We start from the raw sequence: 19471 nt of genomic DNA on the forward strand, positions 1-19471 counted from the left end.
GTGTATTTGTATATAATTATAAAAATTTATAGGTTGGGGTGAAAAATGTTAGAAAACATTTTTAGAAAAAAGGGAAAGAATTTATTTATTACGAGTTTTTTTGGCTCTAAGGAGTTTTTGTATTTTTATATTCTTCACCTTCTAAGTGAAAGAGATATGTATGGTGAGGAAATTTCCAAAGCAATACTCATTGTCTCACGGGGCACTTGGTATCCAAATCCTGGATTCATATACCCCGTGCTTAAGAAGTTAAGTGTAAGCGGCTATATAAAGGGTGATTGGGTTATAGGAGAATCAAAACACCCACGCCTTGTTTATAAGATTACTGAAAAAGGTAAAACTTACTACAGAACTTTAAGAAAGGATTGGAAAGAAGGTATCAAAGAGTTTATTGAAATTTTGAGGTTAATTGATGAGGAGGGTTTATTATGAAAATTGGCGTTATTTCGGACATTCACGGTGATTTTTTATCGCTTAGGACGGTTTTTACGGAATTGGAAAAATTAGATATTAGCCTTGTGCTTGTTTTAGGCGACGTGCTCTATCATGGACCGAGAAACCCAATACCAGAGGGGTATAACCCAATGGGAGTTGCAGAACTTATAAATAACGCTCCCTTCAACTTCATCTTTGTGAAAGGCAATTGCGATGCAGATGTAGATCAACTTATGATAAAATACCCAATGCTTCAAGAATTTGCACTTGTGCACATTGAAGAAGCTACACTCCTTTTAACACACGGAGATAGGATTGAAGACTTTGAAAATTTTATGGAAAAATATAAAGGCGTAAAGGCACTTTTAACAGGACACACCCATATACCTGTTGTCGAAGAAAATAAATTCGGACTTCATATTAATCCAGGTTCAATAAGTTTACCAAAGGGCTCATCAAAGAAATCATTCGCAATTCTTGATATTGAAAAAGATAAATTTCTTGTAGAATTTAAGGAGATAGTATGATAACAATAACGATTGCAAATCAGAAAGGCGGTGTTGGTAAGACAACAACTGCGGTAAATCTTGCTTCCTTCATCGCAAGGAAGAATTTTAAAACCCTTCTTGTTGATCTTGACCCTCAGGCAAACTCGACTTTTGTTTTTCTTGACAATCCTGCAAAATTAAGCACCTATTCAATTTTTGTAGAGGAGGAGGTTGATCCAACGGGCATTATCCATGAAACCGCAGTCCCAAATCTATTTTTGATGCCTTCGTCAATTCACCTTGCAAAAGTTGAAAGGGCCCTTGCAGGAGTTTTCGATGCACCTCTTAAATTAAGAAGGATTATGGGAAAAATTGCAAACATGTTCAGTTTTGTAATCATTGATACACCCCCATCCTTAGGTCTTCTTACAGTAAATGCGCTTACCACATCTGATTTCGTAGTAATACCTATTACACCATCACCTTGGGCACTTGAAGGCGTGCAAGACTTTTTGGACACTTTCGAAGGTGTAAAAGAAACATTTAATGAGAGACTAAAAATTTTAGGTGTTCTTATAACAATGTTTGACACAAGGACTACACTTTCCAAAGATGCCTCATTAAAAATAAAGGAACTCTTTGGAGACCTTGTTTTTGAAGAGCCAATTGCAAGAAGCGTACGCCTTGAGGAAAGTCCTGCATTTAGAGAGGACATCTTTACTTTTGCACCAGATTCAAAAGGAGCGCATGCTTATGCCATCTTCGGCGAAAGTGTTTTAAAAAGATTAGGAAAGTAGGTGAAAAATGGAATCAAAAAAAGGCTTACCAAAAGATTTTAACCTCCGATTTGATAAGGGCTATGTTGAAGAACTTGCAAATGAAAAAATCAAGGCAAAAGTGATTGAACTAAACGTAGAAGATATAATTACAGATCCAAACCAGCCGAGAAAAACTTTTAATGAGGAGAGTTTAAAAGAACTTGCAGAAAGCATTGAAAAGCATGGTGTTTTAGAACCAATTCTTGTGCGTAAGGTTGGCACAAAATATATGATTGTTGCAGGTGAAAGAAGATTCAGGGCAACTCTTCTACTCAAAAAAGATACAATTCCTGCAATTGTGATAGATCCAAAAAGTGAAAGCATTGTAAGGGAAATCCAGATCGTCGAAAATTTGCAAAGAGAGGACATTTCGCCAATTGAACGCGCAAAGGCAATTTATGAATACCTGAAGCCCTACGCAAAGGATAAAAATGTTAAAACACTTCTTATAAATTACAGAATGGGAAGGAGTGTCCCCGAAGATTTTGCGCTCACCGTGAGCGCACTGTGTAAAGCAATAGGAAAAACACCAATTACGCTTATTCGTTGGATTAGTCTTCTTGATTTGCCCGAGGAGATACAGAAGAAAATTGACGATCCGAATTCACCTTTGACATCAAAACATGTTGAAAGCTTACTTAAGGTAAAGGACCTCGATGTGATTAAAAAGGTCGTAAGAGTAATTGAGGAAAATGAACTTTCCTCTGATGATGTTGCAAATGTTGTAAGCACATTAAAACACTTTAAACCTGCAAGCCTCAAAGGTGCAATAAAGAGTATAGAAAATGCAATTAATTTAATCGATTTTGTAGATGATAAAAACAGGGAAACGTTAAAAGAAGAACTTAAAATCCTAAAAGACCTTGTAATGGAATTGGAAGAGAAGTTAAGGGACTGAAGGCAGGTTTGTAGTTATTTCAGACGAGGTATTTGGATATCGCACAATGTATTTTCCGTTGGGTAGTTCCGCATAAAGAACATAACTTCCGCCATCTTTTGAACCATAATATAATTTGTAATCTTTACCAAATGGATTTTGCATATTTTGGAGTATCTGTGGGCGAAGAATATACTCTATACCACCATCTTCGCCCAAAAACGTCTTATTGCCATGCTTGTTTTTAATAGAGTTAATTCCCAAAAGTTCCCGTGATAGAAGTGATGTTGGAGTTTCTCTATCGACTGAATACCCAAATTCTTCTGCTGGATTTACAGGATTTGGGTATACTCCCCAATCTTGTTTGTAATGTTCAAGGTCTCTTGCAAGAGAATCAAAATTACTGAGAAGTTGTGCTGCACGTCCTCTGTTAATAACCTCGCCAAACACTGGGATAGCAATACCAACAAGAATTATTATAATTGCAACAACAATCATTAATTCAACAAGTGTAAAACCTCTATTTTTTCTCAAATCGGTCGTTTTCATAGACATCTGCCTTTCTTGAATATCCCTTTTTCTCCCAATAGCCTGGGATATCTTCATCGATTACTTCAAACTCAACGACCCATTTTGCATCTTTGTAGGCATATTTTCCGTTTACAACAAGCCTTAAAGGATATCCGTTTGCGATATCAAGAGGTTTCCCATCAATCTCGTATGCAAGAAATGAATTGTCGCTTAAAAGAAAATCAAGCGGTAAATCCGTTGAATAGCCATCAAGATTTTTTACCATAACGAATTTTCCTTCTGGTAAAACTGAAACTTCTTCAAACAGAGTTCTTGGATATATGCCCGAGAAAACAGCCCCAAGATAACTCCACCCATCAACACAGTGAATATCAAATTGGACACTTTCCTTTAACAACTTGAGGATTTCCTTTAAGGGAATTATCTTTTCTTCTTTTACAAGGCCTGTAATTTTTACAGAATACTTATCGATATCAATTTCTTTTGGCTTTCCAAAAACAGAAATTGGGTAAAGCCTTGCGGACGGTTTTTGTCCTGGTGGCATTTTGAATTCTCCCATTTCATCACCTCATTTTATTATAATGATTTTACAAAGTTTTAAAAGGATATCTCTTACAAATGGTATGTTATAAAACTTCAACTACTCACAGAAAAAATTATCCAATTGTGATTGAAAAGCAAAATAGATATCACTAACCGACTTTTCCCTCAAAAATATAAAAAATTCACTTGTTTTTTGTAAGAGGAATTCAAAGGCAGAGATTTCTCACTGCGTTCGTTGAAATGACCTTGTTTCGTCATTCCGAAGCCAAAGGCGAGGAATCTCCTCTTTTAAATCGAAAGAGTTCAAATATCCCCCTTTAAACAATTTAGAGGGGGACTTGCGATTCTCCCCCTCTAACTCCCCCTGAAAGGACAAAAAGATTTTTTTGGGGGGGAGTACTGAGGGGGGTATTTTGCCCCCTCAGATTGAACTGAGGGGATGCCTCAGAAAGTCATTTCGGCATGACTACATAAAATAATTGAGTTATTTGGGGAGTGCTGAGAGAGGATTTCGCCCCCTCAAAGTTAACTGAGGAGATTTCTCACTTCGTTCGAAATGACCGTCGTTTGTCATTCCGAAGGCTTTAGCCTGAGGAATCTCCTTCTTTAATAGAGGGGATTAAAAAGGCTCCCCCTCTAACTCCCCCTTAAAGGCGGAAATCCCTTACATTCGTTCGGGATGACTTTTTTTTGGGGGATACTGAAGAGGGGTTATTTCTCCATCAACTTTTGGTGGTTATCGAGGGAAAGAGTCAACTTAAATATTTCTTACTTCTACTTTTTCTGCGAAGTTTTGCATTAATTTTTTTATTTCGTTAAGTTCTGCATTGGTGAATGTCTCAAATGGATAAGTTGGGTCAAGCACCTTGTCAAAATGCGGTTGTTGGATATAATATGCCTTTGCCCTATTTATAATTTCGCCTATCTTCACAAAATCGTCTAAGGTTTTGAAATAATTTTTAAAAACTGTTGTCCTAAATTCATAGTCTTTACCTGAGTTTTTTATAATTTGAACACTTTCTCTTATGATATTACCGAGAACATTTACGCCAATTGCTTCGCTATACCTTTCAAGCGGTGCCTTTATATCCATCGCAATATAATCAACAAAGGGCAAAATTTCTTTGAGCCTATCAGGAAAAGATCCGTTTGTGTCTAACTTTACCAAAAAACCCATATCCTTAATTCTTTTTACAATCTTAACTAAATCTTTATAAATTAAAGGCTCTCCACCTGTAAATTCGACTGCATCAAGAAGCCCAACTCTACTTTTAAGAAAGTCTTCAATACTCTCAAAAAGTATTTCCTCAGGAAAAAGAGTTGGCAAAACAAGTTCTCTATTGTGGCAAAAGGGACAGCGGAAATTACATCCAAGTGTAAAAATAATAGCACAAGTTTTATTAGGATAATCTACAAGAGAAAACTTCTGAAATGCTCCAATTCTTATATCCACACTTCTTGATTCACTCATCAAAGTATTATACAACTTTTATTAGATTCTTAGTATTGCTGTTAGTATTTTTTCAATTGAAAAGTCCAAGGCATCCATTATTTTATCTTTCAGTTCAATAAACTTCTTTGCAAGTTGTGGATCAAATTGCAAACCTGCATTCCTTTCAATTTCATTCATTGCTTCCTCAATTGATTTCGCCTTCCTGTAAGGTCTATCTGTAGTCATCGCATCAAATGAATCAACGATTGTAAGAATTCTTGATAAATATGGGATTTGTTCTTCCTTAAGTCCATCTGGATAACCAATGCCGTCCCACCGTTCATGGTGATGGCGCAAAACTCTTGCAACTTCTTTTAAACCTTCAATAGCAGAAACAATTTCAAAGCCTTTTTCAGGATGTATTTTCACTTCAGAAAATTCTTCCTGAGTTAAATTTCCATTTTTAAGAAGGATTATGTCACTTACTCCAATTTTTCCAACATCGTGTAATACCGCAGCAAATACAAGCGTTTTAAGGGCTTTGTTGTCAAGTCCAAGGTGTATTCCAAAAAAGTATGCATATTTTGTTACATTTTCAGAGTGTAATCTTGTATAAGGATCTTTTGAATCAATAGCACGAGCAAACGCAATCATAATGTCCGCAAAAAGTTTAGACCTATCTTTATAGATGAAGAAACTTTTTATTGAAGGAAGTATTGCCAATTCCAGTTGATTTAATGTATCTACATCAGTTTCGCTACCTTTGGATACTCCGATTTCAATAAAATCTTTCTCTATTTCATAGTTTATCTTTTCGAGTGTTTCAAAATTCTTCTCTTCGTCAAATATAAATTCGCTTGTATCATTTCTAATTAATCTTACATTGTCATCAAATAAAAGTGCGTGAATATATCGTTCCTCAATTCTCACACTCAGTTTTAAATACTCAATGTAATCAAAAACAACCTTTATTAATCTGAATGCTTCCTTCATATAGTTGGATGATTCATTCTCAAAATCAAGATGCTCTGAAATTCCCCTTATAATCCTGTCTATCTTTAACTCATTTTCAAGTCCCTCAAATAGTTTCTTCGTTCTCAAAAAAAGTGACCCCAAGTTTGACACTGCCTTCATAACTTCAATGCTATCAGAGGTAAACGGATTTTCCTCCTTTGTGGAATCTATGAATACCCCGCCGTAATATTCCTCATCTACAAAAAACGATGCTGTGATTGTAAATCGCACTTTATCAATGCCAATCTTAAGTGCAAGGTCTTTCTCGCTTTCCTCCAAACCAACAATTCCAATCGATTTAATAATTTTAGCTTTACCTTTTTCTACAAGTTGTTGTTCTCTTTCAAGATCAATCCTTAGTTTATTTAAAAGTGTAATATCATATCCAGAGGATGCAACATACTTAAGTTTGTTTCCAAATCTTAGAAGAACTGAACCCATTTCGCCCTCTTCTATAAGCGATAGCGTAAGATCGAGCAACTTTGAGAAAAATTCTTCGTTTGTTTCTTTAAAAGATGCTTTTGAGATGAAGTCAATAATGGTTTCAAGTTTTGATGCAAGCAAGGCGTTTAAATCGACTTCTCTTTTTAGGGCATTAAGTGCACCTTGAATTGAAAGATAGAAAGATATAATTTTGCTAACAGTATTTGCAAGATCTATATCCTCTTTTCCGAAGTGGACATCATCTTTGAAAATATCCAACGATAAGTGGCCTGCGTATTCATCTGAAACAATAATGGGTATTATAAGCGTTTCTTTTATTTCTTCAAGACCAAGTTGTCTTGCATAGTTTCTAAAATTTTCTGGAAATCCAGAGATACCAATTTTCTCGATAATTATTGGCTTAGTCCATAGTTTGCTTTCATAAGTCTTATCAAGGATGAGATTTTTTAAAATCTCCTTGTCATAGCCAATGGATGCAACAGGCATAATTGAATTGCCAATTGCAAGCCACAAAACACCCTTTTCTATCTTTGGTATAAGAGTAAATATCGTTTCAAGGAATTTTTGCACAACTTCTTCAGCTTGCATTGTTATAGAGGTATTGTAAATAAAATTATTCAATATATTTAGTTTCTCTTGCGTTTCCTTATATACCTTTAAGGCTTCCACTTCTTTTTTAAGCGCTATCTCAAGTTCGGTTGTTGTTTCTTTTTCGGTTTCAAAAAGCCCAAAAAGAAGTATGCCGCAAAAAATAAGGAATAATATTAAAAATAACCCATAAGTTAAAACAGTGTTTCTAAAAGCATTGTTTATGCTATCGGCAACATCGCTTAAACTACCAAAGGTATGAATAACAAAGTGGTGTGAATGATATGTAAAGGGGTAAGTTCTTGAAATAGTATTATCTGAGGTCATGTGCTTTACAATGTCATCTATATTGCTTAGAAATAGGCTATCTGAAATATTTGTTGCAAAGATAATATTATCTTCAGATACGATGAATTTTAATGGAGAAATAGCGTTTGTCAGGGTATGTGAAAGCATATTGAGGTCAATAAGTCCTGCAATTGTGCCATAAAATTCGTTTTCTTTGAAAATTGGAATATGAAGTGCTATTGCATTAAAACCCTGCACTGCTTTGAATGGCATCGAAAGAGTCACTTTTTTTGTCTCAAGCGCCTCTTTTACGTGTGGTTGATTTGCTATGTTTATCCCAATTGAATATGTATAAGGGTAAGTATAGACGATTACACCTTTATCCCGACTTTATCAGTTGACCTTGAACCAACCCGCATAAATCCTAAGAATTAATTTTTAAAAACCTTCATTTTGCTACTACAAACTTCTGTTTGATCTTTTTGTTCTGATTAGATTCTTAACTCTTCAAAGGGAGTAATGTTTTTTGGAGGTTTAATATGAAGTATTTTAAGAATCTTGTTACCAAGCTCATCCCACTTTGTTTTAAGATAGAATGAATGTCCTTCTGCACTAAATTCTGTAAGATTCATTAAGTTGAGTGCTTCTTTGATTCTTTCAGGTGATGCTTTGATATTATTCTCTTTAAGTGTTAGTTCAAGCGTTCTTTCAAGAAGGAAAGAGAGGAAACAAACAACAAAGTGGCCTTTGATTCTTTTTTCGGTCCAGTGGAAGATTGGCCTAACCTCCAACGTACTCTTCATTATCCTGAATGATTCTTCTATCTTCCATAGAGCATGGTGTGCATCAAGAATGTCATTTACATTCATATCAGTCTTGCTTACCTCTATTGCATAGTATCCATCAAACATCTCATCCCTTGACATTGCATTTTTATCCAATTCCCAGTTCAGCTTGTTTGTCTCCTTGAGGTATTTTCTTCCTCCACGCTTCAAGCTTCCACTGATAGCAGAAGGGTTATCAAGAAATTTTACTCCTTTATCAATCAACCTCTGCCTATCCTCTCTATCCTTTTGAGCTCTCAAGGGAGAATAAGTTACAAGGAGCTTCTCTTTGAGGTCATACAGTTTGTTATCTGTATCTCTTACAGTATTTACATAATCAAGCAGCTTGTATCTGAAGGTTTCTTCATCTTGGCTTGAATCGGCTGAATTGAGGTTAAGGGTATCTTTCCCTTTTATTGTGACGTACCCCTCTTCATTCAGGATACTTTCCTGCACATCCTTCTTCATGCTCTTTATGCGTGATGAAACAATGTAATCATACCCTTTATCTTTGATTTTCTTTAAGTTGAGCTTTGAATTTAGCCCTCTGTCTGCAACGATGATTACCCTGCGTATGCCAAACCTTCCACTGAGTTTATCAAGGGACGACTCAAGTGTCTTACCTTCAAAGGTATTGCCAGGAAAGAGTTCATATCCTATTGGCCGACCAACCATATCAATGAGCAGTCCTAAGACAACCTGCACTTCATTAACCCTATTTTCTTTGCTGAATCCAAAGTCTCTTAATGTATCCTTCTTTACGCTTTCAAACCTGAATGTTGTTGCATCATAGAAGACAACATCAACATTCATATTGAATAGGCTCTTCTGTTTGTTAAAAAGGTAATCTTCAATTGTTTCTTTATGCTCTGATAGTATGTCAAGGGAACGATAGAGGTGGTTTAATCCTACAGAAGGAAGATTAGCATAGTGCAGTTGATTGTTGTATGTTCCAAGCTTACTCTTTGGATTCATAAGGTGTTCTGCTGCCATTAAGAAGATAGAAGTGTTTAAGTCAAACTGGATATTTGTTTTCTCTCTCATATCATTAAGCAGTTTATTTAATCCATAGTTATCCCAGAGTTTCTTGTAGACAGCATAGCCAGTATTAACGACATTTCCACCTTTTACCGTATTCAGGTCAATCATATCCTTAAACTTTGATAGTTCTGCAAGGCGAAGGCCTAATCTTCCAAACATTGGGTTGTTCTCAATCATATCTAATCTACCAAGGTTAAGGATCACCTTGTGCTTTATGATACTTTTTTCTTTGTCTCTGTATGCCGAGACTATGGAGACATACTTATGCTTTCCAGACTTAGTAACTTTTACAAACATATCCTATTGTATCATAAATATTAAAAAATGCAAGCAAAAACAAGAAATAAATGATAAAATATTGCTACTACAATTTTAAAAAACAAAAAATTACAGCTACATAAATACTACATTCTTTAGATAAAAATACTCAAAAATGAAGAGTAAGTGATAAAGTCAGGAGTCACTTTTTTTGTCTCAAGCGCCTCTTTTACGTGTGGTTGATTTGCTATGTTTATCCCAATTGAATATGTATAAGGGTAAGTATAGACGATTACACCTTTATTATTCATAAGAGTAACCGAAGCAAACGTATCTTTGTGGGTTTCGTAGAAGGTTTTTATCTGTGATTTTGCCTTTGAAATATTGTCTACTTCAAGTGTTTGAGCAAGATATGTAAGGTAATTTTCAAAAGAGTCAACCAAATAAATATTTAGTTTGTCTGTAATTGTAAATGCGGCGTTCTGAATCTTATCTTGAAGATTACTTATTATATTATCCTTTTGGGTCTTGTATGAGTTATATCCAAAAACCGTAGAAATTGACATAATCAGTGTTGCAATGAGAGAAACCACAATGAGTCTTCTAAAAATTGAAACCTTTTCATTAAAAACTTGTTTTTCGAGAGGACGGCTTGGCATTTTTGCTCCAATATCTCTCATTACAAACGTTGCATGCAAGAATGAAAGGAACATTAGGGTAAGAGAAATATAAATTGCAGGCTTAAGAGAAATAAGGGAAAGATAGAAAAGAAGTTTCAAAAGAATTGAAATAGAAGAAAAGATTACTACAAAAACATAGATCCTCTTTTCACGCTTTGAGCCGTATGTTGAATATGCAAAACCCCTTGCAAGATGAATTACCGCAATCCCTATTAAACCCCACGAAACATAATCAAATATACGTATTTTATTCTGTATGAAAAATGACGAAATAATAAGAAAACCTATACCAATAATTTCAATTTTATTCGGTATCGCAACATATTTTCCTGTTGTAAGAAAAATTACTATATAGACACTTAAAACAATACCCAATGCAAATATAAAATTAACTGGTAAAAACGCAGGCTCCTTCGGCCCCAATTCTAAAATGTAAAAAACTTTAATAAGAGACAAAACTGATGTAACAGGAAGCAAAAATGAAACAATAAAAAGGACTCTTTCATAAGTTCGCTTTTGCACAAACCACCTAAATGATAACCAGAATCCGATACCAATAGGGACCGTAAAAACAGAGTACTCAAGAACAATTAATAGCCAGTCCATTTTTACACCCACTAGTTACATTATAGAACTTTTCACGAAATATTCAAATTTATTTAAAACATTTTAGCAAATTTTTTTACCGAGTGCTATTTTTTGCTAACACATCATCGATTATTTTTGAAAATTTTCACCCTGAAATGCCTTTTTGAAGCAAATACTTCAAATCTGAGGGGGCAACAAACCCCCTCAGTATTCCCCCAAAAAAGTCATCCCGAGCGAATGTGAGGGATCTCCGCCTTTCAGGGGGAGTTAGAGGGGGAGAATTGTTAATCCCCCTCTAATGTGTTATTCGTATCTCAGTGCCTCAACAGGGTTAAGTTTGGATGCCTTAACCGCAGGATAAACTCCAAAAAACACACCAACTGCAACGGAAACCGAAAAGCCAACAATTATCGAAGTTGGAGTTATTGCCGTTCTCGATAAACTATTTAAAAGTCGTGCCCCAAGCACACCTAAAATTATTCCAATTGTCCCACCAACAACGGTTATAACAATCGATTCAAACAGAAACTGCAATAAAATATCTCGTGAATTTGCACCAACTGCCTTTCTTATCCCAATTTCACGGGTTCGCTCAGCAACTGTTGCAAGCATGATATTCATAATGCCAATGCCACCAACAATGAGGGCAATAAGCCCAATAAGTGTTAAGGCTGTTGTCAAAATTGAAGTTGCAGTGTTTGCAAGATTTGCAAATTGCGCCATATCTGAAATCGTAAAATTTTCAACGCCATGCCGATTTGTAAGAAGTGTTTTTACCAAAGCAATAAGCACATCCTTTGACATCCCCTGAGGTGGCTTCATATAAATTGCACCCAAAGAATTTGTATTAGTTATCGAAAAAAGTTTAGTAATTGGAATATAGATGTTCCTATCGACACTTCCAAACATTGTACTTCCTTGGGGGACTAAGACACCAATGATATAGAATTTTGTATTGAGAAGATTTATACTTTTTCCGACAGGTGATTCTGTTCCAAATAGATCAGTTGCAATTTTTGACCCAAGGATTGCATAGTTCATAAAACTATTTATATCAGTAGAAGTAAATCCTCTACCTGATGCAAGGTCATATCCAAGTGCAGAAAGAAAATCCTCATTAACTCCGCTTACTGTAACTGAAATTTCATTTGTGCCAACCTTAACAGTTGCCCTTGCTGTTGTAAGCGAGGGTGTTGCAATAACTCCTTGAATCTGGCTTTTAAGAAATTGTAGATCGTCATAGGTTATAGGTTTTGTTACTGCGCTTCCAATAGAGGAAAATGCTCTCCTTACATCGTTTACCTTGCCAGGAGTAATAATTATTGCATCAGAGCCAATTTTGTTTATGCTTGAAAGAATCTCCTGTTGTGCACCATAACCAAACGAAGTTATAAGAATAAGAGATGCAACACCAACAACAATGCCAAGTGTCGAAAGAATCGATCTTAATCTATTTAGCCTTAGCGAATCAAATGCCATTCTCACAATCCTTAAGATCTTCATATTCCTTCCTCCTCAACTTCGTAAACAACTCTATTAACTTCCTCGCCCTCGATAAGTCCATCCTTTATTTTTATAATCCTCTCTGTGAACCTTGTGATATTAAGGTCATGGGTAACTATTACCTCCGTCATGCCTTCCTTGTGAAGTTCTTTTAGTATCTTCAAAATTTCAAGGCCAGTTTTTGAATCAAGGTTTCCTGTTGGTTCATCTGCAAAAAGAATTTTAGGATTGTTTATTAATGCCCTTGCAATTGCAACCCTTTGCATCTCTCCACCAGAAAGTTGAGTGGGCCTATTCCTAACTCTATTTTTTAATCCGAATTTTTCAAGAAGTTCATATGCCCTTTTTGTTGCACTTTTAATATCTCCATTGGGGTTGTATTGCACTGGCAAAAGGACATTCTCAAGCACTGTAAGATGCGAAAGAAGGTTAAATGTTTGAAACACAAACCCTATTTTTTCGTTCCTAACACGAGATAACTCATAGTCGCTGAGTTTGGATACATTAACTCCTTCAAGAAGATACTCACCACTCGTTGGTGTATCAAGACAACCTAAAATATGCATCAATGTTGATTTTCCAGAGCCAGATGGCCCAATTACTGAGATAAGTTCTCCCTCTTGAACGTTTAAACTAACACCTCTTAGTGCTTCAATTTCAACTTCTCCCAATTTGTAAACCTTTACAAGGTTTCTTGCTTCAATTAAATATTGCATTTTTATCCTCCAAAAGGAGAATTCGAAGTCGTGCTACCTGTATTAGGAATAAGAAGAACTGTGTCTCCAGCACTTAATCCACTTACAATTTCAACATATGCATTTGAAGAAATTCCCGTTTTAACTTCAATTCTTTGAACCTTACCATTTATAACCTTGTCCACAAAGGCGCGCCCATCTGCAAGAGTTACAATCGAAGAAACTGGTACTGCAAGAACATGCTTTTTTGAACTTGTAACAATAAGGGCATTTGCTGACATTCCAGATTTTACAGTTGGATTTGATTCGTCCACTTGAATCTTTACAACATATGCAGAGCCGCCTTGTATATTAACCTTTTTAAGGCCAATAAATGAAACACGACCCTTTAAGGCTGTTCCCGGCAGTGCATCAAAGGTAACGGTCACATTTTGGCCTACCTTTAACTTTGGCATATCAATTTCGTCTGCGTAGGCTGTGATAAGAAATCCCCGGGGATTGCCAACAACCGCAACAGGCACGCCTACTTGGATTGGCGCATTAAGAGATACGTTTAATGTAAGGACAACTCCGTCAATTGGGCTTCTTATAATATAATCGTTAAGTGATTTTTTTGCTACATCAAAAGAGGCCTCTGCCTGATCGAGTTGAATTTTTACTTGTTCTAATTTAAGAGTAAAGTTATCAAGTTGCCTCTTTGCATTATCAAGTAAAATTCGAGCATTATTAAGCGTCACCTCCGCCTGAACTAATTGTTGCTTTGCTTGTTTCCTTTGTTGGTCGGTTGATTTATCACTCCCAAAGACGGAATCATAGTTTGCTTTTGCTACATCATAAGAAGCCTCTGCACTTTTGAGATTATTCTCTGCCTGCTTAACGCTATTCTCAAGATCTGCCTTTGATCTCAACGTTAATTCATACGATATTTTTGCGTTTTGATAACTTGCATTTGCATTTTGATACGATAAATTTGCCTGCGTTGAATCAATTTCAAGAATCTTGTCATTTGCCTTCACTAAAGAGCCTTCACTTACAAAGATATTTTTCACAATCCCTGATATCTTTGGATAGACATTTTCTTCATCAATATAGGAAACTGTGCCAGTCAAATTCACTTCGGAATTTAGGTCCATGTAAGATACAGTAAATGTTCTCGGGTTTGAACTAATTTTGGCTGAGTCTGATACACTTGCACACCCAACCGACAAAACAACCAATGCAAGCACAACTCCTAAAACTAAAAGTTTCTTTTTCATAAATACGCCTCCTAAATAATTTGTTGTATTACCTTTAAATTTTTAAATCTATTTATATTATACACAAGTTATAAAAAACGAGAATAAATAAATTAACCATAGCGAAGTTTTGCTTCAAATAAGATGCTCTTTATATCAAATGTTCCACTGTGAAAATGCAATTAATTGTCGTATACTAAACAAAATCACTTCCAGTTTATATCATTCTAATAAAGTATTTATTTTTCCTAAAGTAATCTCCCGCTTATACGAATTCATTTATTACATCCTTTAGATCTGGGACGCTCCTTTCGTAGAATATGTCCTCGCCTCTCAAAACTAAATCTTCATATGTAGGAAGTTCTTTCTTGTAGAAAATACCCGTGGGAATTTTCTCACCCCATTCAAGGGACTTTTGAAGCGCTAAACCAAATTCAGTTGGTTCGTAATTAGTTTCTTCCAATTTATACACCCGCTCCTTGTAAAATTGGTAAGTATTATTAAACGTGACACACGGCTGAAGGACTTCAACAAAAGCAAATCCTCTGTGTTTCATCATTTCAGAAAATATGTATTGAAGATGCTTTATATCGCCTGAAAATCCCCTTGCAACAAATGTCGCCTGTGATACAAGCATAAGTGTTATAGGATTTATTGGGTTTTCAGGATTTCCATAGGGGGTAGATCTACTTTTAAATCCCTTGGGAGAAGTTGGGGTAAACTGCCCCGTTGTAAGTCCATAAACTGCATTATTGTGAAGGATTAGTTTTACGTTAGAATTTCTCCTTGCAACGTGGATCGTGTGAGACATCCCTTCAGCGAATGCATCACCATCGCCAACAAAACCAATTGGTATTAAAGATGGGTTTGCAAGTTTAATACCGGTTAAAAGCGGTGGCACACGCCCGTGGATAGTATGAAAGGAATTGAGGTGATAATAGTTTGTTATATACCCGTAGCACCCAATACCTGAGACAAGTACAATATCTTCCTTTTTAATATGACCTTCATCAATCTCTTTCTCCAAAACACTTTTTAGCGCATTATATATGCCAAAGTTTCCGCACCCCGGACACCACTGGATTTTTCTATCAGTTGAAAGGTTCATCTTAGCACCTCCTCAAATGCACTTCTTAATTCCCACGGACTAAAAGGCCTTCCGTCATATTTTAGAATCCTTTTGTCGATTTTCTTATTGGTTTTCCTTTCAAAGAGGTCCGCAAACTGCCCAAATGAGTTTTGCTCAACGGAGATGACCTTCTTTACGCCTTCAAGTTCTTCCAATAATGCTTCTTTTGGAAAAGGCTCCAAAGAAATAACTTGGATAAATTTTATTGGAAGATTTTCAATTGCTTCAAGGATTGCACCCTTAGGTGAACCAAAGGAAACAACAGCAACATCATCTTCGTTAAACACATTTATAAAGCGCATTAATTTAAAGTCTTCTTCAATTGTTTTCATTTTCTTTAATCGTTTTTCTTTCATCTTAGTTAGCGTTTCAGGTAAACTTGAAGAGTAGCCTTCTTCTGTGTGCTCTGTTGAATTTACATGCACAACAACATCAGGTGTTTGAGGAAAAGCAAATGGGGAAATACCATCTGGTGTAATCTTATACCTGTGGTACGGCCCATCAAAATCCTTATCATAGGTTTTTACCAACATCGGGTAATTATTTGAAAAAGGAATGTCCGTTGTTCGTGCGCTTTCCGAAATATGTTTATCTGAAAGAATTATAACAGGCGTCTGGTACCACCATGCAAATTGAAATGCCTTTGCTGTCACTTCAAATGCCTCTTCAACATCTCCTGGCGCAAGCACGATGCGTGGAAATTCCCCATGCCCAATATTAAGCGCAAGGTTCAAATCGCTTTGCTCCGTATAAGTTGGTGCTCCTGTGGAAGGCCCAACCCTCTGTACATCGAGAATAACAATTGGTGTTTCAACTGCACCTGCAAGGCTTATCGTCTCTCCCATAAGGTCAAGCCCTGCACCAGATGTGCCAACCATTGAGGGAACTCCTGCATAGGCACTACCCAACGCAAGGTTTATTGCAGCAATTTCATCTTCAAGTTGGAGTGCTACAATTCCAAACCTATCTGCGTTTTTTGCAAGAAATTCAAGGAGGGTTGAAGATGGGGTTATAGGATATGCTGCATATACCTTCATTCCTGCCCGCACAGCACCAAGTCCAATTGCATCGTTTCCGTATAAAAGAGGTTTTGGGGTCTTTTCTCCTTTCAATAAGTGTATCGTTTTGAAATTTCTATCACGGGCCATTTGAAGGCCAATCCTAAATAGTTCAATGTTCTTTGGTGCATTTCTCCCAAGGTCGTCTTCAATAACACTTTCAACAAAATTCTGAGGAATTCCCAATAAATACGTAAGAACTCCTAAAACAATAGAAGGCTTCATAAAAGGCTCGCCTTCGGTATTTTTAATAATATCATCATATGGGAAATCATTTAAAGTAAGTATAAAACAGTTTTCTTTTGCTTTATCTTTGTATTTTTCGAATACGTCCATGTGGAATGCAAACATATAGTCAAATTTATTAAATGAGGTATGGATTTCCTTTGTGGAAACTCGTATCTCAGAGTAATCTGTGCCTCCTCTTATAATTGAACCGTAGTCGTTCATAATAAACACGTGATAGCCGTATCTATTGAAAACTTTGCCTATAAGCATTGAACCACGCTTGATGCCTTCGCCAGCCTGTCCACCTATAAAGATTGAAAAGTCCATCTAAAAGCCTGGTCCTCAAAAGTGTATAAAACTTACACTTTTGGTAGGCTTATTTGTAGTCCGCCAATTCAGGTTAGCCATATAGCCTACAGGCGGAATTTGGCTAACCATAGTCCCTGCACCAAGCACAGGAACTAACCTTCTTGGTATCCTATCCCAATCCGTTAAGAGTGTTTTTAACGGAGAGAAGTCCCTTACAAAGGATTTACCAAGAATAGGAATACCTAAGGCTGCCTTAACAACTCTCCAAAGTTTGTATGAATACTTAAAGTATTCATCTCTCACAGGTTCCTTCCTTTGGTTTACCTGTTTTTGAGTCTTTGGGTTGCTATTAAGGTTTTGTATATTAAGTTTTAACAACTTAATATCTTTATTAATTTTACTTACTTCTTGCTTTATTGGTTTTCTTTTATAGATGTTTTTCTCATTCTTTAAAAGTTCTTTTAGTTCTTCTTTTTTCTCTTCTAATTTGGCTATGGAGTATTCTAAATATTCTTTATTTGATAATAGTTTTAAGTAGTTTTCTGGTATATCATCTTTATAGCCTAATCCTCTTCTACCTATAACATAAGCACCTGCTATATCTTTATCTATTAAATACTGAGGACAGTATTTGTATGCTCCTATTATGCTTGTATAGGCTGGATTTACTTCAATTACCTGCATACCATTTCTCTGTCCTAATATCTTTATTTTGTTTAGGAGCGATTTATAAGACCAATGCTCAAATCTTTTTCTTAGTTTTGCGTTTCCATCTCCTCTGTAGCCTTTGCTTATACTTTCTAATCTTTCTATTGCAATAGCTTTTTCATTTTCTTTTGCATAGTTTATTACTTCGTGTGCTATTTGCCACAAAAGATATTCTCTTTGGTTCTTGGTTTTTCCTATTAATTCATGTAGACTTATTGATTTATAGCTTATTAGATTTCCGTCTTTACTTACATTGGCAAGTGCTATGTGAATTGGTGATGCGTTTATATCTAAGCCTACAATACCGTTTTCTTTTGTGTATTTAACTTCAGGTATTATCTCTTCATAACTAATATTTGCGTAAAGTTTTCCGTTTTTTTGTTTTATTTCAACTGAATATGGAAAGTAGTTGTTTGTTAATTCTGCCTCTGTTAGTCTCCATATGAAGTCTATCCATTTGTCTGTTCCTCTTTTTACTTTTCTTATTATTTTTGCTTTTATCCATTGTCTATTATCTGTGTTTATTCTTAAATACCATTCTTCGTTTTCTTTTATTAGTCTTGTGTTTAGGTTTCCTGATTTTGTTTTGTCTCCTCTTGAGTATAGAAGTAATCTTTTTTCTTTCCATTCTCTTTTTAGTTCTTTATATCTTTTACCTGTTAAGTGTTTACTTTTTAACTGGTTAAATAGTTTTCTGCCACCGAATATAACTTTTGTAGGATTTTTCTCTGTCTCTATACATAGATTTATGACACTTTGGGCTTTCATTATAGCATCATCTACATATCTTGAGTTTATGTTAAATATGGGTTGTAATTCTTTTTTAAGGTCTTTTCTAACTTTGCCTTCTATTAGTCTGTTGTATGCATATCTCATACATGATGAGAATTTTCTCATAAGTTTTAAGAGTAATTCTTTATCGGTTTTAGAAACTTCTAACTCACACTGCAAGGTTATCATGAATGGTTACTCCTTTTCTTTTTCCCCCTCTTTTACCATATATTCTTGCAGAAAAAGATGTTACTATTGCTATTAAATCTTCTGCCAGTTCCTGGTTCATATCTTCTATGTTTTCTTTTCCATTAATTACAATTAATTCTACTCCAAAAGTTTCTATAAAAAATTTCAAATATTCAAACCTGAAACGTGCTAATCTGTCTGGATATTCTATTATTATTCTTCTTACCTTACCATTTTTTACTGCATTAAGTAATTCTCTTAAACCTTTCCTATTTTCGTTAATACCACTGGCTATTTCATATATAACTTCCTTATTGTAATTTTTAGAATTAGCATATTCTTTTAACCTATTAATTTGATTTTCCAAATATTTTTCTTGTTTTTTAGTAGATACTCTTGCGTAAAGGATAGTATCTTTTTCTATATCATAGATAGCCTTTTCTTGTGTTAAAGATAGAAGTTTTTCTATATCATCTTTTAAATATCTTCTATGTCCCCCAGGAGTTTTTATAGGATTGATTAGCTTTTGTTTTTCCCAACTTAAAATAGTCCCTTTACTTATCCCATAAATTTCTTTTAAGTTTTGCATAGTTAGTAGCTTTCTATTCTCCATATTTAACAGCAAATAATTTTGTATACTTTTTGTCAACTGTTTCAAGCCTCCTTTCAAATTCATCTTTTAAATTATAAATAAAATTGTTCATTAATAAAAACATTCTTTGAACATTTTTTACAATAAATTATTACTTTCACGCTCACTTTTTTATTTGTGGAAAACTTTCATATAATACTTTTGT

The 19471-nt window shown here is 35.2% G+C and carries 17 protein-coding genes; 4 read left to right on the forward strand and 13 right to left on the reverse strand.

Translation table 11 applies throughout. The features are described 5' to 3' along the window. Window positions 1-45: 45 nt before the first annotated feature. From CSE_RS07660 to CSE_RS08080, 4 genes are read left to right on the forward strand one after another with little or no spacing between them, the layout of a single operon-like run. Window positions 46-432, forward strand: a complete 387-nt coding sequence (locus CSE_RS07660) for a PadR family transcriptional regulator (RefSeq protein ID WP_014454087.1) — start codon at window positions 46-48, stop codon at window positions 430-432. Beyond that, on the forward strand, window positions 429-962 hold the full coding sequence (yfcE, locus tag CSE_RS07665; RefSeq protein ID WP_014454088.1) for a phosphodiesterase: 534 nt from the start codon (window positions 429-431) through the stop codon (window positions 960-962). Before CSE_RS07660 ends, yfcE begins: the two co-directional genes overlap by 4 nt. Beyond that, on the forward strand, window positions 959-1720 hold the full coding sequence (locus CSE_RS07670) for a ParA family protein (protein WP_014454089.1): 762 nt from the start codon (window positions 959-961) through the stop codon (window positions 1718-1720). Before yfcE ends, CSE_RS07670 begins: the two co-directional genes overlap by 4 nt. A gap of 7 nt (window positions 1721-1727) precedes the next feature. Next, window positions 1728-2639 carry a ParB/RepB/Spo0J family partition protein gene (locus CSE_RS08080; RefSeq protein ID WP_014454090.1) on the forward strand — a complete coding sequence of 304 codons (912 nt, stop codon included), beginning with the start codon at window positions 1728-1730 and terminating at the stop codon, window positions 2637-2639. On the opposite strand, the gene CSE_RS08615 is transcribed toward CSE_RS08080, so the two are convergent. The 13 genes from CSE_RS08615 to CSE_RS07740 form a co-directional block, all read right to left on the reverse strand. Beyond that, window positions 2628-3167 carry a type IV pilin protein gene (locus CSE_RS08615; RefSeq protein ID WP_014454091.1) on the reverse strand — a complete coding sequence of 180 codons (540 nt, stop codon included), beginning with the start codon at window positions 3165-3167 and terminating at the stop codon, window positions 2628-2630. The genes CSE_RS08080 and CSE_RS08615 overlap by 12 nt on opposite strands. Next, window positions 3139-3708, reverse strand: a complete 570-nt coding sequence (locus tag CSE_RS07685) for a molybdopterin-dependent oxidoreductase (protein ID WP_014454092.1) — start codon at window positions 3706-3708, stop codon at window positions 3139-3141. Before CSE_RS07685 ends, CSE_RS08615 begins: the two co-directional genes overlap by 29 nt. Before the next feature lie 741 nt (window positions 3709-4449). Continuing rightward, the gene (locus CSE_RS07690; protein WP_014454093.1) at window positions 4450-5163 is read right to left on the reverse strand and encodes an anaerobic ribonucleoside-triphosphate reductase activating protein; all 714 of its coding nucleotides are present in this window, start codon (window positions 5161-5163) and stop codon (window positions 4450-4452) included. Between the two features lie 21 nt (window positions 5164-5184). After that, entirely contained in the window at window positions 5185-7830 is a 2646-nt protein-coding gene (locus CSE_RS08090) for an HD domain-containing phosphohydrolase (protein ID WP_407919060.1), read from the reverse strand. 119 nt (window positions 7831-7949) lie between these two features. Next, window positions 7950-9620 carry an IS1634 family transposase gene (locus CSE_RS07700; RefSeq protein WP_014452655.1) on the reverse strand — a complete coding sequence of 557 codons (1671 nt, stop codon included), beginning with the start codon at window positions 9618-9620 and terminating at the stop codon, window positions 7950-7952. A gap of 116 nt (window positions 9621-9736) precedes the next feature. Next, a complete protein-coding gene (locus CSE_RS07705) occupies window positions 9737-10867 on the reverse strand; it encodes a hypothetical protein (RefSeq protein ID WP_014454095.1) in 1131 nt (376 codons plus the stop codon). Window positions 10868-11152: 285 nt separating this feature from the next. Beyond that, complete coding sequence (locus CSE_RS07710) at window positions 11153-12352, reverse strand: ABC transporter permease (RefSeq protein ID WP_014454096.1); 1200 nt, start codon at window positions 12350-12352, stop codon at window positions 11153-11155. Further along, complete coding sequence (locus CSE_RS07715; RefSeq protein ID WP_014454097.1) at window positions 12349-13068, reverse strand: ABC transporter ATP-binding protein; 720 nt, start codon at window positions 13066-13068, stop codon at window positions 12349-12351. The genes CSE_RS07710 and CSE_RS07715 overlap by 4 nt, the downstream gene beginning before the upstream one ends. A gap of 2 nt (window positions 13069-13070) precedes the next feature. Continuing rightward, window positions 13071-14303 carry an efflux RND transporter periplasmic adaptor subunit gene (locus tag CSE_RS07720; protein ID WP_014454098.1) on the reverse strand — a complete coding sequence of 411 codons (1233 nt, stop codon included), beginning with the start codon at window positions 14301-14303 and terminating at the stop codon, window positions 13071-13073. 244 nt (window positions 14304-14547) lie between these two features. Further along, on the reverse strand, window positions 14548-15390 hold the full coding sequence (locus CSE_RS07725; RefSeq protein ID WP_014454099.1) for a thiamine pyrophosphate-dependent enzyme: 843 nt from the start codon (window positions 15388-15390) through the stop codon (window positions 14548-14550). Then, window positions 15387-17024, reverse strand: coding sequence for a 2-oxoacid:acceptor oxidoreductase subunit alpha (locus CSE_RS07730; protein WP_014454100.1), 1638 nt, complete (start codon window positions 17022-17024; stop codon window positions 15387-15389). The genes CSE_RS07725 and CSE_RS07730 overlap by 4 nt, the downstream gene beginning before the upstream one ends. Before the next feature lie 15 nt (window positions 17025-17039). Continuing rightward, complete coding sequence (locus tag CSE_RS07735) at window positions 17040-18674, reverse strand: IS200/IS605 family accessory protein TnpB-related protein (protein WP_014454101.1); 1635 nt, start codon at window positions 18672-18674, stop codon at window positions 17040-17042. Continuing rightward, entirely contained in the window at window positions 18655-19287 is a 633-nt protein-coding gene (locus CSE_RS07740; RefSeq protein WP_014454102.1) for an IS607 family transposase, read from the reverse strand. Before CSE_RS07740 ends, CSE_RS07735 begins: the two co-directional genes overlap by 20 nt. Window positions 19288-19471: the final 184 nt, after the last annotated feature.

It is taken from the genome of Caldisericum exile AZM16c01, assembly GCF_000284335.1.
In the GTDB taxonomy this organism is placed as follows: domain Bacteria; phylum Caldisericota; class Caldisericia; order Caldisericales; family Caldisericaceae; genus Caldisericum; species Caldisericum exile.

What these genes read in the sequence shown, in the direction of transcription:
- CSE_RS07660 (WP_014454087.1), top strand. Translation starts at nt 46, where the DNA reads ATGTTAGAAAACATTTTTAGAAAAAAGGGAAAGAATTTATTTATTACG.
- yfcE (WP_014454088.1), top strand. Translation starts at nt 429, where the DNA reads ATGAAAATTGGCGTTATTTCGGACATTCACGGTGATTTTTTATCGCTT.
- CSE_RS07670 (WP_014454089.1), top strand. Translation starts at nt 959, where the DNA reads ATGATAACAATAACGATTGCAAATCAGAAAGGCGGTGTTGGTAAGACA.
- CSE_RS08080 (WP_014454090.1), top strand. Translation starts at nt 1,728, where the DNA reads ATGGAATCAAAAAAAGGCTTACCAAAAGATTTTAACCTCCGATTTGAT.
- CSE_RS08615 (WP_014454091.1), bottom strand. Translation starts at nt 3,167, where the DNA reads ATGAAAACGACCGATTTGAGAAAAAATAGAGGTTTTACACTTGTTGAA.
- CSE_RS07685 (WP_014454092.1), bottom strand. Translation starts at nt 3,708, where the DNA reads ATGGGAGAATTCAAAATGCCACCAGGACAAAAACCGTCCGCAAGGCTT.
- CSE_RS07690 (WP_014454093.1), bottom strand. Translation starts at nt 5,163, where the DNA reads ATGAGTGAATCAAGAAGTGTGGATATAAGAATTGGAGCATTTCAGAAG.
- CSE_RS07700 (WP_014452655.1), bottom strand. Translation starts at nt 9,620, where the DNA reads ATGTTTGTAAAAGTTACTAAGTCTGGAAAGCATAAGTATGTCTCCATA.
- CSE_RS07705 (WP_014454095.1), bottom strand. Translation starts at nt 10,867, where the DNA reads ATGGACTGGCTATTAATTGTTCTTGAGTACTCTGTTTTTACGGTCCCT.
- CSE_RS07710 (WP_014454096.1), bottom strand. Translation starts at nt 12,352, where the DNA reads ATGAAGATCTTAAGGATTGTGAGAATGGCATTTGATTCGCTAAGGCTA.
- CSE_RS07715 (WP_014454097.1), bottom strand. Translation starts at nt 13,068, where the DNA reads ATGCAATATTTAATTGAAGCAAGAAACCTTGTAAAGGTTTACAAATTG.
- CSE_RS07720 (WP_014454098.1), bottom strand. Translation starts at nt 14,303, where the DNA reads ATGAAAAAGAAACTTTTAGTTTTAGGAGTTGTGCTTGCATTGGTTGTT.
- CSE_RS07725 (WP_014454099.1), bottom strand. Translation starts at nt 15,390, where the DNA reads ATGAACCTTTCAACTGATAGAAAAATCCAGTGGTGTCCGGGGTGCGGA.
- CSE_RS07730 (WP_014454100.1), bottom strand. Translation starts at nt 17,024, where the DNA reads ATGGACTTTTCAATCTTTATAGGTGGACAGGCTGGCGAAGGCATCAAG.
- CSE_RS07735 (WP_014454101.1), bottom strand. Translation starts at nt 18,674, where the DNA reads ATGATAACCTTGCAGTGTGAGTTAGAAGTTTCTAAAACCGATAAAGAA.
- CSE_RS07740 (WP_014454102.1), bottom strand. Translation starts at nt 19,287, where the DNA reads ATGGAGAATAGAAAGCTACTAACTATGCAAAACTTAAAAGAAATTTAT.